The 15,670-nt window shown below is 55.4% G+C and carries 11 protein-coding genes; 10 read left to right on the forward strand and 1 reads right to left on the reverse strand.

Annotated elements, in window-relative coordinates:
* Window positions 1-27: 27 nt before the first annotated feature.
* The 3 genes from HFP54_RS24295 (at window position 28) to HFP54_RS24305 (ending at window position 3,640) form a co-directional block, all read left to right on the forward strand.
* Window positions 28-1,200, forward strand: coding sequence for an aldo/keto reductase (locus tag HFP54_RS24295; RefSeq protein ID WP_168567165.1), 1,173 nt, complete (start codon window positions 28-30; stop codon window positions 1,198-1,200).
* A 233-nt stretch (window positions 1,201-1,433) separates the two neighbouring features.
* Window positions 1,434-2,732 (forward strand): glycoside hydrolase family 99 protein, encoded by a 1,299-nt coding sequence (locus HFP54_RS24300; RefSeq protein WP_168567166.1) that lies wholly within the window; start codon window positions 1,434-1,436, stop codon window positions 2,730-2,732.
* 119 nt (window positions 2,733-2,851) lie between these two features.
* Window positions 2,852-3,640 (forward strand): carbon-nitrogen family hydrolase, encoded by a 789-nt coding sequence (locus tag HFP54_RS24305; RefSeq protein WP_146414795.1) that lies wholly within the window; start codon window positions 2,852-2,854, stop codon window positions 3,638-3,640.
* 114 nt (window positions 3,641-3,754) lie between these two features.
* On the opposite strand, the gene HFP54_RS24310 is transcribed toward HFP54_RS24305, so the two are convergent.
* Complete coding sequence (locus HFP54_RS24310; RefSeq protein ID WP_168567167.1) at window positions 3,755-6,616, reverse strand: sulfatase-like hydrolase/transferase; 2,862 nt, start codon at window positions 6,614-6,616, stop codon at window positions 3,755-3,757.
* Between the two features lie 423 nt (window positions 6,617-7,039).
* Here HFP54_RS24310 and HFP54_RS24315 point away from each other — a divergent pair, with 423 nt between their 5' ends.
* The 7 genes from HFP54_RS24315 to HFP54_RS24345 all read left to right on the forward strand — a co-directional run bounded on the left by HFP54_RS24315 (window position 7,040) and on the right by HFP54_RS24345 (window position 15,668).
* Window positions 7,040-7,858, forward strand: coding sequence for an SDR family NAD(P)-dependent oxidoreductase (locus HFP54_RS24315; protein ID WP_168567168.1), 819 nt, complete (start codon window positions 7,040-7,042; stop codon window positions 7,856-7,858).
* A gap of 167 nt (window positions 7,859-8,025) precedes the next feature.
* Window positions 8,026-10,185, forward strand: a complete 2,160-nt coding sequence (locus HFP54_RS24320) for a hypothetical protein (protein WP_206036387.1) — start codon at window positions 8,026-8,028, stop codon at window positions 10,183-10,185.
* Between the two features lie 798 nt (window positions 10,186-10,983).
* Window positions 10,984-12,225, forward strand: coding sequence for a sensor histidine kinase (locus HFP54_RS24325; RefSeq protein WP_168567170.1), 1,242 nt, complete (start codon window positions 10,984-10,986; stop codon window positions 12,223-12,225).
* A 119-nt stretch (window positions 12,226-12,344) separates the two neighbouring features.
* The gene (locus HFP54_RS24330) at window positions 12,345-13,592 is read left to right on the forward strand and encodes an HDOD domain-containing protein (protein ID WP_168567171.1); all 1,248 of its coding nucleotides are present in this window, start codon (window positions 12,345-12,347) and stop codon (window positions 13,590-13,592) included.
* Complete coding sequence (locus HFP54_RS24335) at window positions 13,589-14,731, forward strand: response regulator (protein ID WP_168567172.1); 1,143 nt, start codon at window positions 13,589-13,591, stop codon at window positions 14,729-14,731. The genes HFP54_RS24330 and HFP54_RS24335 overlap by 4 nt, the downstream gene beginning before the upstream one ends.
* 48 nt (window positions 14,732-14,779) lie before the next feature.
* Window positions 14,780-15,205: a response regulator gene (locus HFP54_RS24340; RefSeq protein ID WP_168567173.1), complete on the forward strand. Its 426-nt coding sequence runs from the start codon at window positions 14,780-14,782 to the stop codon at window positions 15,203-15,205.
* Window positions 15,206-15,281: 76 nt separating this feature from the next.
* Complete coding sequence (locus tag HFP54_RS24345) at window positions 15,282-15,668, forward strand: response regulator (RefSeq protein WP_146414787.1); 387 nt, start codon at window positions 15,282-15,284, stop codon at window positions 15,666-15,668.
* The last annotated feature ends 2 nt before the right edge of the window (window positions 15,669-15,670 follow it).

Genomic DNA, 15,670 nt, shown 5'->3' on the forward strand with positions numbered 1-15,670 from the left:
GGTCACGGATTCCCGCGGAGTGTTTGCATGGCGTCGCCAAATTCCCGTCGTCGTTTCTTGAAAGGTTCCATCGGTACCGCTGTGGCCGCCGGATTGGCGGAAAGTGGCCAGTCGGCATCGGGCGACGATCTTTCATCGCAAAATGCCACGACTGCGGCTTCTCAGGTCCAGTGGCGAAATCGTAATGAAGCGATGCGTTACCGGATGCTGGGGCGAACCGGGATGATGGTTTCCGAGATCGTGATGGGGGGCAACGAAATCACGCCGGACAATTACCGCCATGTGTTCGAAGCGATGGACATGGGGTTGAATTACCTGGACACTTCGCCCGCCTACGGCAAAGGCGCAAGTGAACTGGGGTTTGCCAAAGTGATCAAGCAGCGGCCACGGGATCAGTTCTTTTTGACATCAAAAGTCAGCGTTTGGGATCTGAACCGAAACGAGCGTTTTGAAAAGATCTACAACGGTTTGTCCGGCGACGAACAGTCGCGATTGCGTGGCGCGGCGGATGACTTGATTGCACAACGTGGTGCGGCTGAACCGGATTATCTGGGCGGTTACTTTGGCGGTCAGACTCGCGAATTGAATGCGGCTGCACTGTCGGACGTGATGGAAGCGACCTATGGGGACCGAATCGATCGTGACAAAAACTATCGTCAGATCATCATCGATTCGGTCGAAGGCAGTCTGCAACGCTTGGGGACCGATCATTTGGACGTGCTGATGTGCCCGCACGGCGCAAGCAGTCCTGTTGAATTGACAAGGTATCCCGAAATCTTTGATGCATTCAACGAATTGAAAGTCGACGGAAAGGTTCGCTTCTTGGGCGTGTCGTCCCACAATGATCCCGCCGGCGTTTTGGACGCTGCAACAAAGTCCGGGATCTATTCGGTTGCCATGGTTGCCTACAACGTTGTCAATGAATCGTTCATGAACCAAGCCATCGATGCGGCCCACGATGCCGGTGTCGGGGTGATCGCGATGAAGGTCGCGCGACCGGTGTATCGCAGCCCCAAATCGGCCAACGGAAATAGGGAAGGCCGCAAGCGGTTGGACGCGGCCATTGGTGGCGATTGGTCGATCCCACAGAAGGCGTACCTTTGGGCGCTGCGGAATCCAAAACTTAGTGCCGTGATCTCCAATATGGTCAACGCGGAACAAGTGTCGGAAAATATCATATTGCCACGTCTTAGTGGCTAACTCGGCTTTCTGTTTTTGTTTGGTGTCACTTGTCCCGTGGCCACCGACATGACGGATGGCAGTGGATGATGCGATGTCTGGGCGCCGTTTTGACGGGCCGGTGGATCGCTGCCATGATGTGTCGGCATCCCGCCTGTTGGATCCCCTGCCCCGCCGCATCAATCGCGTTTCGTCGTCGCTTGTTCCTCCCAAGCTGTCGCAGACGACGCGGTCCCGCCCCGCCTTGATCAACCATGCAACGACTTAACCATTTCAATCAGCGCAATCGCATACCCCTCACCGTTTGGCTGTGTTTGTTCGTTGGTTTATCCGCCGTTTCGCACGCGGATTCACCCGGTCCTGGTTCGGTTGATTGCACGACGTTGGACGGCAAGGTGATGTGTGGCTACCAGGGCTGGTTCAACTGTCCCGGCGACGGATCGGAATTGGGATGGCGACACTGGGGGCGATCCAGTCGCCGGATGTTCGGACCGGAAAGCGTGACGATCGACTTGTGGCCGGACGTGTCGGAATTTGACGATGGGGAGTTGTTCGAAACCGGATTTCGCAATGCCGATGGCAGCATCGCCAAGGTTTTCAGCAGTGCGAATCAAGCGACCGTCGACCGGCATTTCCGCTGGATGAAGGACTATGGTATCGACGGCGCGTTTGTTCAGCGGTTTGCAACGTCGCTGCGATCCGATGCCAGTCGTTCCAACCGAGACAGAATCCTGAATCACTGCCGACAGGCGGCGGAAAACCATGGCCGTGCCTTTGTCGTGATGTATGACCTGTCCGGCCTGCGCGAAGGACAACTCGGAATGATTGCTGATGATTGGGACCGTTTGGACTCGGCCTTCGCCTTGGTCCAAAGCCCCGCTTATCTGCACCACCGCGGAAAGCCTTTGGTGGCCATCTGGGGCGTGGGATTCAAAGACCGACACCGGGATGGTGGCTACACATTGCAAGGCTGTCGCGACATGGTTGCCCAAATCAAAGCGGCCGGATGCAGTGTCATGCTGGGCGTTCCCACGGGATGGCGACAGCAGACACGCGATTGCGTTGATGATCCAATGGTCCAAGAAATCTTGCAGATGGCCGATGTCATCAGCCCTTGGACGCCCGGTCGATACCGAGACCTTGATCAGGTGCGTCGCCACGCCGATGATTTTTGGGCCGCCGATCAGCGACGTTGCGACGAGCTGGGCCAGGATTACCTGCCGGTCATCTTCCCTGGATTCAGCTGGCACAATTTGAAGGAAGGCCAAGCGGAATTGGGCGCGATCCCGCGTCAAAAGGGCAAGTTTCTTTGGTCGCAAGTCGTGGCGGCAAAACAGGCCGGTGCAAACATGTTGTACGTCGCAATGTTTGACGAGGTGGACGAAGGGACCGCCATTTTCAAATGCACCAACGACCCGCCTGTCGATGATCACGTGCCTTTCCTAACCTATGAAGGCTTGCCCAGTGATCACTATCTGCGTTTGGTCGGCGAAGCGGCCCGTGTGATTCGCGGTGAAAAACCGGTCACCGAAGTCCCCAATGTCCGTCCATAAAACGACCTGATCACTCGGCGTCACGCGTTCAGCCCCTTTTAAGCACCTGATCTTGATCACGTTGGTTGGACTTTGTTTCACGAAGTCACTTCGGTGATCGGACCGGCGAAGGATTCTTGATGAAGTTGACCGTCAGTTTGGGACAAATGGACATCGTTCCCGGTGATCTCGAAGCCAACATTGTTAAAGCGCGACAGATGGTGCGGAATGCCGCCGACGCGGGCGCCGATGTGCTGGTGCTGCCGGAACTTTGGTCGACCGGCTATGTGCTGAAACGTGCCGGCGAACTTGCCGATGCCGTGGGGCACGGTGTCTTTGCCGAAGTCCAGCAATTGGCCGAGGAGCATTCGATTCACATCGTCGGGTCATGTCTATCGAAAGACGCCTCGAATCAATATGCCAACACCAGTGTTTGGACTGCACCCGGCGGACGAACGTTGGGGCAATACAACAAGCTGCATCTGTTTCGCCTGATGCATGAAGACCAGTACCTAAAATCAGGTGACCGACCGGTTTTGATCGACAGCCCATGGGGAAAGGCGGGGATGGCGATCTGCTATGACCTGCGGTTCCCCGAGTTGTTTGCTTCCTACGCGACCAACGGTGCGATCATGGTGTTGATCCCCGCACAGTGGCCGAAGGTGCGAGTGGAGCACTGGAAAACGCTGTTGCGTGCCCGAGCAATTGAAAACCAAATGTTTGTGATCGCATGCAATTGCGTCGGGCAAATCGGTCCCACGGTTTTCGGGGGCCACTCATGTGTCATTGATCCCTGGGGCGAGATACAGATTCAAGCCGGCGATCAAGAAGAGCTGGTGACGACGGTGATCGACACGGATCTGATCGATGATGTGCGATCACGCATTCCGGTGTTTTCCGATCGCCGCACGGACTTGTTCCAGTTCTGATCGATCGTTTGATCCGAATGTCAAATACCGGTTCCTTGACCAGCCCGTTTGAATCATAGGATGACTGGGAACCGCGCGGTGGACCACGACGGTGATTTGGGCAACGTCTGCCGATCAACGCGAACGATCCGGTTCCGATGGCAGTTTCCAGTCCACTGGTGGCCACAACTCGGGCTTGGCAAGCTGCGTTTCAAGAGCCGGGCCTTTGATTGTTCCGAATGAAGACAGTGCATCGCTTAGCCGGCGAACAACATCGGCGGGGACGTCTTTGGCCGGTTCGGATTCGGTCGGGTCATCTGCGATGCGGAAATACTGATCGTCCACCCGTTTCCAATGGTCGGACACGACCGCATTGGCACCCAAGATGACCGATCGTTCCGGCGGTGTTTGGCTGCCATTTAGGTACGGCAACAGGTTTTCGCCGTCGCATCCCGCGGGCGCTGTTGTCCCGGCGGCCGCTGCAATGGTGGGCAACAGGTCCACGTAGCTGGCCACGGACGTGAACCGTTGACCGGCGGGCAGTTGCTGTGGCCAGCGGATCATGGCAACCACCCGCACGCCGCCTTCCCACGTGTCAAACTTGTTGCCGCGAAGCGGTGAGTTGTCGCCGCCGTGGGTCGGCGTGCCGCCGTTGTCACTGTGAAAAACGACGATCGTGTTCTCAGCGATTCCCTGTTTGTCGATCTCATCCAAGATTTGGCGAATGTTTTGGTCCATCGACGTCACCATGGCTGCGAACGTTTGGCGAACCGTATTGCCGCGTCCGACCTTGCCATAGTTCGGTGCCTTTTCCCGCTTCGCCAGCCGACGGTCCGTGTTCGGTGCCAGATCAGCTTTTTGATCGAAACCATATTGTTCCAGCACTTTACGCTTGGCTTGAATCGGGGAATGCGGTGCGTTGAACGCGACCACCATATAGAAAGGATCGCCCGCGGCGTGGTCACGGATGTAGTTTGATGCTTCGTGGCCGATCAAGTCCGTCGAATAGCCCTGATCCGTTGATGCTTCATTGCCGCGATGCCAATCCAGTTGTCCGTGCCGCTTGTGGCTAAAGTAGTCGATCGCGCCGTTGTAGTGACCATAAAAATGATTGAATCCATGCTTCAGCGGATGAAACAGATCGGACGCCAATCCCAGATGCCACTTGCCGAACATCGCCCGGTGTGGATAACCGGCATTTGACAAGACTTCCGCCGTGGTGACTTCTTGGGGAGGTAAACCGTGCCGCGATTTTGGGTTGCAAACGCCATCCCAGATTCCAAAACGAAACGGGTAGCGGCCGGTCATGACACCGGCCCGCGTGGGCGAACAAATGGGCGTGACATAAAAACGGTCCAAGACCACGGATTGTTCGGCCAACTGATCGATCGCAGGTGTTTTGATTTCGCTGCCGTGAAATCCCACATCGTTCCAGCCAAGATCATCGGCGATGATGTGAACGATGTTCGGGGATGACGAGGATCGATCTTGCGACGTCGACTGATGCGGTACGGAGCGAGAATTCTGCGGTTTTTCAACCGCAGCACGCGTTGATTCGGCCATCGGCTGTTGAACATAGTGGGCATTCATTTTCTGCCACCAACCCAACAGTTGTCGCTTCATCGCGCGGACGATCGCCGGTTGTTCATCAGCCAGGTTGTTCGTCTCACCAGGGTCTGCCGTCAAGTCAAACAATTGCACACGGGAACTGTCGGGATTGCACAGTAACTTCCACTGACCATCTCGCATGGCAAGTGGTGGGCTTTGGTGTTCCGCCTTGCCGGGTTGGATGCTGCCGTGAATGCCGTATTCCCAGAAGACGGGTTGGTCTCGCTGAACATCCTGGCCGAGAAGTGCACCGGAGAGATCGACGCCATCGGTTTGCGTGATCTGATCGGTTGCACCACAAATCGAGGCGACGGTCGGCAAGACATCGATCGCGGCCATGATCGTTGAATCGTTCAAACGGTCGGCCGGAATTCTGCCCGGCAATCGTGCGATGAAGGGCATCCGGATGCCGCCTTCGTACAGGCTCCATTTACGACCAAAAAACGGTCCGGTGAATCCAGGCGGTTGGTGGCCGGCCTTGTAATATCGCGGCCAATCAGTCGGGCCGTTATCGCTGGTCAGCAGGACCAGCGTATTCTGTGACAGCTTGAGCGTATCCAACGTGTCCAGAAGACGACCGATCTGGTGATCCATTTCGTCCAGGACGGCAAAGAACGCCTCGTCGGGCGGATTGTCCGAAGTTCCTTGCCACTTTTTCGCCTGTCGTTCCGATGGCATATGTGTGTCGTGAACATCATTCGGAAAGACGCGCAGATAGAACGGACGCTGTTGATTGGCTTTCAAAAAATCGATCGCATGATCCACATAAGTCTCGGTTGTCCGATGCTTGGGCAAATCCAAGATTTTGCCACGACCGTGTGTCCAACTGAGTTTCTGGTTGCCCGTCTTCTGCCAAAGGATGCGGTCGCCCAAGCCTTCGAAGGAAACCAGTGATTCGTCAAAGCCATACGCCTGAGGCAGTGGCGCGTCGCCGACGTCACGTCCTCCGCCCATATGCCATTTGCCGAAATGCGCGGTGCGATATCCCGCTTCTCGCAACAGCTTGGCCAGCGTCGGAGCATCCGGATCCAGCCAGTCGGGCATCTTACGCTTGCGATTGGATTGTCGAGTCGCAAGAAACGAATGAATGCGATACCGCTGTTGATAGCGTCCCGTCGTCAACGCGACTCTGGACGCGGAACAGATGGGCGAATTGACATAGAAATTGGTCAGCCGGATTCCTTCGGCGGCCAACCGGTCGATGTTGGGCGTTTTCATTGCCGGGTTGCCAAAACAACTCGGGTCCGCGAACCCCATGTCGTCGATGAAAATGACCACGACGTTCGGCGGTCGATCTTCGGCGGCGTTCGCGGAGTGGCCAGCGAACTGCATGATGCCAATCAGCATCATCGCTAGGGCCGAGATGACGGTGGGACGAAGTTTCTTCATGGCGGGCAGCAAAGGAGGGGCGTCTGTGGGGCGGCACCTGATCGTGGGCGGGAGCCGACCGAATCCGGTTGGCCAAATCTGGTGACCGATGGAACCTTCGGCGGCGGTCAGTCGGCGAGAAGCACCCAAAAACACAGTGTCGGGCTGACTATTGGTACGACGTTCGCTTCGGCAATCTCGACGCGGCAGGTACCCGTTTCGATCGGAAACCAGTTTATCCGACCGGTTGTTCCGTTTTCACGCTGTCCGTCGCCTGACTTTGAGACCATGGAAGTGCGCACATTTGGGCACTGTGTCACAGCGTCGGCGAAGCGATTGATTTCTAGGACGATCCACCGATGGTCCCAGCCGTCCGGCCAAGTCAAACGTTCCCGATAGCGGCAAAGGCCGCGGACCATTGACATCGCCCCACTTGAGTTAACGATGCGAAAAACAATTTTGATCACTGGTGCGACCGACGGCATCGGTTTGAATACCGCGAAACGACTTGCACAGTTGGGGCATCGCGTCCTGCTGCATGGCAGGTCCGAATCCAAGCTTCGTCAGGCCAGGGCCGATATTCAAGAAATATCAAATGATGAATCGGTGCAGGGCTACCTTGCCGATCTTTCACACCTGTCCCAGGCGGAACGACTGGCCGGTGATGTCGTTGCAGATCATCCCAACATCGACGTGTTGATCAACAACGCTGGCGTCTTCGCCGTCAATGAATCTCGAACCGACGATGGATTGGATGTGCGTTTCGCGGTGAACACAATCTCACCCTACATTCTTGCGAAACGTTTGATCCCAGCGTTGGGCAGCGACGGACGCATCGTCAACGTTTCGTCTGCTGCGCAGGCCCCGGTCAACCTGAGTGCTTTGTCCGGTACCGGAAAATTGTCCGACGGCGACGCGTACGCCCAAAGTAAGCTGGCACTGATCATGTGGACCAATCAGATGGCCGCATCATTGGGAACCGACGGGCCCATGATGGTTTCGGTCAATCCTGGTTCGCTATTGGCCAGCAAGATGGTCAAGCGTGCGTTTGGAATCGACGGCAAGGATCTTTCGATCGGTTCGGATATCTTGGTCCGTGCGGCAACCTCCCAGGAGTTCGACAAAGCCTCCGGACGCTACTACGACAACGATTCCCTGCGTTTTGGCCAACCGCACCACGACGCATTGAATGATGAAAAATCGGCGGCGGTCGTCCAAACGATGGACGTGATCCTGGATGAAATCTTGGCAGCATCACGCTGATTCGCGACGCGGCCCAGGCGAAGGTTGACAGATTGACCTAGCGACGCAGATCAGGCCGCTATCAGTACAGGTATCTTCACGACCGTCGCTATCATGGATCCCGCGTGCCGTGCGAGCCTTGAATTGCCGGCACTGGGTTCTCATTTTCGCTGTTCCGGTCAATCGTGATGTTTCGTTCGAATTGGTGGTGCGTTTTCGCGTGTCTTCTGTTCGCCGGTATGCTTTCTGATGCCTGGGGTGATCGCGTTTCCATCCAGTACGACGCGAACGATCCGATGCAGGTCTTCGGCGTCGGTGATTTGACGGCGGCGCTGACATCCACCGACAACGAAATCGTCTCCGAACAAGCCGATTTCCACATCGCGTTCTCACAGTATCAACCTGGGATGGGCCCGCAATCGTTCCGGATTCAAAAGGAAGGAACGCGTGGAATCCGCATCTTTCACGGCGATTCGGTGGGGGCAATGTACGGCGCATTGGAATTGGCCGAGGACATTGCGTTGGGCAACGGCTTGCAAGGTATCCGAGAAAAGGCACGCAAGCCGTATGTGCCCCATCGTGGATTGAAGTTCAATATCCCGCTGGACGCCCGAGCCCCCAGCTACGATGACACAGGAACGTCGGCCCACCAGAACATCCCGGTCATGTGGGAATGGGAATTCTGGAAATCGTTCATCGATCAAATGATCCGCAATCGCTACGACACGCTGACCCTGTGGGTCACGCATCCGTATCCCGGAATGGTTCGATTGCCGGAGTACCCGGATGCAAACTACGACGACGTACGTGTACTGGCCAAGCCGGTCGATGAACATGGCGATCGCCATTGGGATCGCTTGGATGTTTTCGATCCCGCCAACACCAAAGTGGTCAAGAAAATCACGTTGGACGAAAAAATCGCGTTCTGGACACGCGTCTTTGACTATGCCCAGGCACACGGGATCACCATCCATTTGTACCACTGGAACATCTATACCTTCGGTGCGGAAGGTAAATACGGTATCACCGACAGTGGCAAAAACGAAGCAACCGTCCGGTACATGCGATACTGCGTCCGCCGGATGTTGGAAACGTATCCGCAGATTGACGGGATCGGTGTTGCTGCCGGCGAACACTTTGATCTTCCCCAAGGCGGGGCTCGTGAAGAATGGCTGTGGAAGACGTACGCACTGGGCATCAAAGACTACTGCCGCGACCACCCCGATCGCCGGATCACGTTCATCTTCCGCAGCTTGATGTCAAACGCCGACAACATCATGGATGTGTTCGCAGACTATGACGTCGGTGCCTTCCATACCGACCACAAATACGCTCGCGCACGCGTTCATTCCACGACCACGTCCCCGTATCTGGACATCGAGTATCGCGACGGTCTGGAAAAGTTCGAAATTCCGTGTTGGCTGAACGTCCGCAACGATGATTTGTTCATCTTTCGTTGGGGTGATCCCGACTACGTTCGCGAATTCTGGGCCAACATTCCTCGTGACGTGCTGCGATCCGAAGCGGGCTATTTCATGGGCCCCGACGGCTTTGTGCAGGGCAAGGAATTCGTCATTAAGAATGATGAACTGGCCGGCCAAATGGAGGTCGATAAGCACTGGTATCGGTTCATGATGTTCGGCCGTCTGAGCTATGACCTGACACTCACGCGAGACTACTTTGAAAAGCGATTGGCCAAACATTTTCCTGAAACCGATCCGGAATGCCTGTACGAAACTTGGCAATCCGCTTCGCAGATCATCCCTTTGGTCAATCGGTTCTTCTTCCGTGTGAATGATCTCCAGTTTTCGCCAGAAGGTTGCATTGCAAAAGAGGGATTTCTGACGGTTGATCGATCCTTCTTCGCCCATCCGCCGCTTCAGGGATCAGGGATTCTGTCGGTTCAGCAATACGCTCAGAAGATCATGCAGAACGAATCGTTCGATGGGATCACGCCGATGGATGTCGCCGACACTCTGGACGCCAATTCGGCGCAAACGCTGGCCGGTCTGAAGACGCTTCGAAGCACTGCGAAGCAATCCAGTCCGGAGCTGCTGTCGACGCTGACAGATCTGGAAGCGATGGCATGGTTGGGCAAATACTACGCCGCCAAGATTCGTGGTGCCGCGGAATTGGCGGTCTATCGTGCCGATCGAACACGAACCGACCACCACGATCGTGCGGTACAGCAATTCGAAACCGCGGTTCACCAATGGACGCGGTATGCCGACGTCGCCACCAGTCAGTATCGACCGCAACTTTTCTCAAGAACGCATTACATGGATTGGTCCAGGATCTTGGATGACGTGCGGCAAGAGTTGGAATCCGTTCGGGCCGAGGCAAAGTGACAAGCATCGGTTGGATCCGAATGCACTGTCTTCGCTAACGACTGCGCTGAAGATTGCGCTGGTCTCTCTTCGAAGGTCGGCATCACAAACGATGGCTCAGAAAACGCATCGCTTCTTGCGGCGGCATTGCGTTTTGAGCGTGCGTTGATCACGGTGATCGGCCCTGTTGGTCAGCCCAAAAAATGATCGATACAACCGGCCCGCCACTGAGGTTCAGTGCGACAATTCGCTCCGATATCAGCGGCTTTGTGTTGGAATCTGTCACAGGTTTAAAGTGCACACGGCGACGGGGATGAATTCATCAGTCGCTTACGGGGGAACGAATCGTCATCCACATCCGAGTGACGCGAATGAAGTTCTCACCATCTCTTTCCGCGACCGCGGCGATCGACGACATGCTGTTAAATTTCAGCGTCGCGATTGACCAAACGTACGCTTGGTTCTGCCCTGGCTTTGGGACGACCCTCGGTCCCGATACCTCGCGAATCAAAGGCTCGTCATCATCACAGTCTGTCAAAAACAGCTGTGAACCCGACTTCGCCAACACCGTCGTCCGGCAATCAAATCTTGGTGCATGGCGGGCGATCCCAACCAGACGTATGAGACCGGGGGCGAGACCAAGTCCGCACGGAAATCAATGGTGAAGTTGACGACCGTTTCCTGAACAGATCGGTGTGTCTGCTTCATGCCCAACGGTGATCAAAGCGTCCCAAGATGATGACGACTTTGTCATTCCGATGTTTCAACACTGTAGATCAGTCTATATCCGATGCTATTTGAAGTGATGTCCTTGTTGCCATGCGCCTATTGATTGTTGATCCGAGACGGAGTATCCGAGAAGCATGGACCAGTCGGCTGGGATCCCACGAACTGGAACTGCATGAAGCCGCCGATGAATCGGAGGTTCGTGATGTTTTGGATTGCAATCTTATGGCTGCGGTCATGGTCCCGTTCCCCTTCGACTGGTGCTCGGAGCCAAGCGAGTTTCTGCGATCCATTCACGAAGTATGCCATCACACCATCGCACTGACCGATGGAAGCAAGCAACAAAACGACGCAGCGTTCGCGTTGGGCGTATCGGAATGTCTATCCAGCCATTGCGGTAACGATGATTTGAACGCATTGATCGAACGTATTCGGTATGTGTCCGATTTGGAAGACCGCGTCGTTCAAGCACAGAAAATGGAGGCCGTGGGCGAATTGGCGGCGGGCATCGCGCACGAGATCAACACGCCCATTCAATATGTCGGCGACAACACACGATTCGTGCGTGACGCTTGTGAAGACCTGATGGATGTGCTGACCAAGTGCAGCAATATCGTCGGCGATGAACAGCCCAGTCGTGACGTCGCCGCAATCAAGACGGTCATTCACGACGCCATGATACAGGCCGACTTTGAATACCTGATCGATGAAGTGCCGGCGGCCATCCGACAAACACTGGAAGGGGTCGAACGCGTGGCCAACATCGTGCGCGCGATGAAAGAATTTGCACACCCTGGGGTATCGGAGATGGTTCCCACCGATCTTTCCAAGTGCATCGAAAACACCGCAATGGTGGCACGGAACGAGTGGAAGTATGTGGCAAACCTTGAGACTACGTTCGATTCCGAATTGCCCCCCATTCCCTGTTTGCCCGGCGAACTGAACCAAGTCCTATTGAATCTAATCGTCAATGCGGCCCACGCGATCGCTGATCGTCAAGGGGACACGGCATCCGAAAAGGGCCGTATTGGGATCAGCACTCACCGATGTGGGACTGCGGCGGAAATTCGTGTGGCTGACACGGGGACGGGAATCGATGCGGCAAACGTGGAAAAGATATTCAAGCCGTTCTTCACAACCAAAGCTGCCGGTAAGGGTACCGGCCAGGGCCTGGCGATCGCACACAGTGTGATCGTTGAAAAACACGGGGGGACGATTGATGTGGAAAGCAAGCTTGGGACAGGGACGACATTCGTCATTCGGCTGCCCTTGGGCAGCACAACGGAACAAGGCAACCAGCCAGTCGAAGCAATGGAAAAGGCGTGTGTAGGGTGATTCATGCCAAGCGGACAAGCGAAACATATTCACAGTAGGCGTCGTGACAGGATATCCGTTCACGACGAATTGAAATGGATGGTTCACAAGTTGATAGCGGGCTATGCGGGTGAAACAAAATGACAGAATCAATGGGACCTAAGCGTCAGGTGTTGTTCGTCGATGACGAGCCGAACGTGCTTTCGGGGTTGCGGCGGATGCTGCGATGCCAACGAAACGTTTGGAATATGCACTTTGCCGGCGGTGGCGAAGCCGCGTTGGATGTCATGCGGAAAATACCGATCGACGTCATTGTTTCGGACATGCGTATGCCGGGTATGGATGGTGCCGAATTGTTGACTCAAGTCGCCGACCGATACCCGAATACGATCCGCTTGGTGCTAAGTGGCCAGTCGGAGCAAGAGAAGATCTTTCGTGTCATCGGCCCGGCCCATCAGTTTTTATCAAAACCGTGTGATGCGGACCGGCTGATTCACACGATTGAACGAGCCGTCAATCTGCGTGCCCAACTGCAAGACACAGCGTTGCAGGAAATCATTTCTAAGATCGCCGCGTTGCCAAGCTTGCCAGAGATCTATCGCGATCTGGTCCACGAATTGGAATCGGATCACGCATCAATCGATCGCGTGGCGGAGATGATTGAAAGCGACCTGGCCATGAGTGCCAAAGTGCTTCAGCTGGTCAATTCATCATTCTTTGGCTTGCCCAGTCGAGTCACTGCACCCAAGCATGCAGCATCTTTATTGGGGCTCAACATCATGCGACCGCTGGCTCTGTCGGCCAGTGTTTTTCTTCAGTACGAGTCGCTGGATGTGGATGGATTTTGCTTGGATCATGAAATCCAGCATGGTCTGGCGGTGGCGGTGGCCGCGCGGCGGGTCGCGGAATGCGAAACGGATGATCCTGGATTGATCGACGATACGTTTGTCGCCGGGATGCTGCACGATATCGGCAAATTGATCTTGGCGGTGCATCACACCGAAGCCTTTACCGACGCAATCCGTTTGGCCAATGCAAGACAACAACCACTTTGGCAGGCAGAGTTGGAGATTTTCCAAACGACCCATGCCGCCATTGGTGGGCATTTGCTTGGGCTCTGGGGGCTACCCAACCCGGTCGTCGAAGCAGTCGCGTTTCATCATCAGCCGCGATCGGCACCGGGTGGTCGATTTTGTCCGCTGACCGCGGTCCATGTCGCCAACAACTTGATTGGTCTGGATGTGTCGTGTTGTGAAACGCTGGCAAAGTGTTCTGAGTCGAGTCCGCCGCTGGAAAAGGACATGGATCTTGAATATCTGGAATCGCTGCAGCTAAAACTTCGCGCCGAACACTGGTGCAACCAAATGCTCACGGAGGCGATGCCGTGAACAAAAGAGTGCTGTTGGTCGACGATGACCCCAATGTCCTGCAAGGCTTTAAACGCAACCTTCGAAAGCATTATGAGCTTTCGCTGGCCGTCGGGCCGCATGAAGCCTTGGCGACCATTCGGAACGAAGGTCCCTTCGCCGTGGTGGTTTCGGACATGCAGATGCCGGAAATTAGCGGTGTCGAACTGCTCGCCCGCGTTCGCGAATTGCACGAGCAAACGGTTCGCGTGATGTTGACTGGCAATGCAGACCAAAAAACGGCCGTTGATGCGGTGAACGAAGGCTGCATCTTTCGATTCCTTGGCAAGCCCTGTCCGCCAGAAGTGTTGGCGAAAACGCTGGACTCGGCTCTGGAACAGTATCGTTTGGTGACGGCCGAAGCCGAACTGCTGAGCAAGACCGTCTCGGGCAGCATCCGAGTGCTGACTCAAGTGCTTTCGTTGGCGATGCCAGAAGCATTTGGACTGACCCAGGAAGCGCGAACGCTGGCACGCGAGGTCGGCAAGCAGATGAACGTCCAGCCGCTGTGGGAGCTGGAAATGGCCGCAATGCTGATGCGTCTGGGCTACGTTTCTCTGCCTGCGGAGATCGCAAAACGCTACCTGCGGGCGGAGCCACTGGATGGAAAACTGCTGGCACTGGTGGATGAAACCCCAGCACTGGGCAGCGAGTTGGTTGCGTCCATTCCAAGACTTGAAAACGTTGCCGCGCTCATTTCCCGATTGAACGATCCGCCATCACCGCAGGTGCCGGTGGCATCACAAATTTTGAAGATCGTCGGTGACTTTCAGCGGTATCGGCATGACCGATCGCCCTTGGTCGCGCTACGTGAAATGGAAGGCTCACCCGCCTACGACCCCAAAATCCTAGCGCTCGTAGCCGAAGTCGTCGAAGCCACCTATCGACAAGTCGAAGTCTTGGTTTCGCAGCTGACCGAAGGGATGGTTCTGGAGGAACACTTGCTGGACCACGCCGGCCGAATCTTGGTCGCCAAAGGACACGAGGTCCATGATTCACTGATTCAAAAGCTGAAGGCCCTCTGTCGATCGGGTAACGGTGTGCAAGAACCGATCTTGGTGCGAACCCTTGCTCCCGTTCCCGATCGCCAACCCGAAGCCGAAGCGGTGGGAATCGGTTGATTGGCAGTTCCCAAGGCCAAACAAGCAATGTTCAACAAAGGTGATTTGATGACCAACCTACTTTTCGTCGATGATGACATGAATCTATTGCGGGGGCTACGACGCAGTCTGCGGGACCAACCGTACTTCTTGCATGTCGCCAATTCGGCAGACCAAGCGATGAAGTTGTTCAAACATCGCGTTTTTGATGTTGCCGTGGTGGACCAGCGACTGGATCACATCTGCGGCTTAGAACTGCTGGCTTGGATTCGTCAGCATCATCCCAAGACGATTCGTTTGATGTTGACCGGGCATGCAAACGTGCACGTCGCCCAGGACGCAATCAATCGTGGCGGCGTCTTCCGGTTCCTGACCAAACCGATTCGTGATGTGGAGCTGGCCATGGCAATTCGCGAAGGCTTGGAATCACGCGAAGCGGCAAATGAAAACAATGATTCACAACACAGCTTGACCGACCACGCTGTGTCGCCCTGATGGATAACTCGATCGCAATCACGGATCACCTTTCAGCCAAACCAAACCATTACTCACATACAACGAAGCTAGAACTATGATTCGTACCCTTGTCGTTGACGATAGCAAGTTCATGGCGCGAGCTATGAAGACTTCGCTTGAAGAAATGGGCTTTGAAGTCGTCGGCGTCGGCCACGATGGATTCGAAGGCCTAGATCAGTTCAAACAACAACGACCCGACGTGACCCTATTGGATGTCACCATGCCGAACATGGATGGCGTCGAATGTCTACAGAAAATCTTGGAGATCGATGCCGAAGCCCGCGTCGTGATGCTCTCCGCAATCCGTGATGCTGCGGTGATTGAACAATGCATGTACGCGGGAGCGTTCGAGTTTCTGCAAAAGCCGATCCGCCCCAACAGTCCGGCGGATCTGTCACGCCTGTGCTCCACCCTGGAAAAAGCCGTCGAAAAGGCCTGCTGAAG

Source organism: Crateriforma spongiae (assembly GCF_012290005.1).
Taxonomy (GTDB): domain Bacteria; phylum Planctomycetota; class Planctomycetia; order Pirellulales; family Pirellulaceae; genus Crateriforma; species Crateriforma spongiae.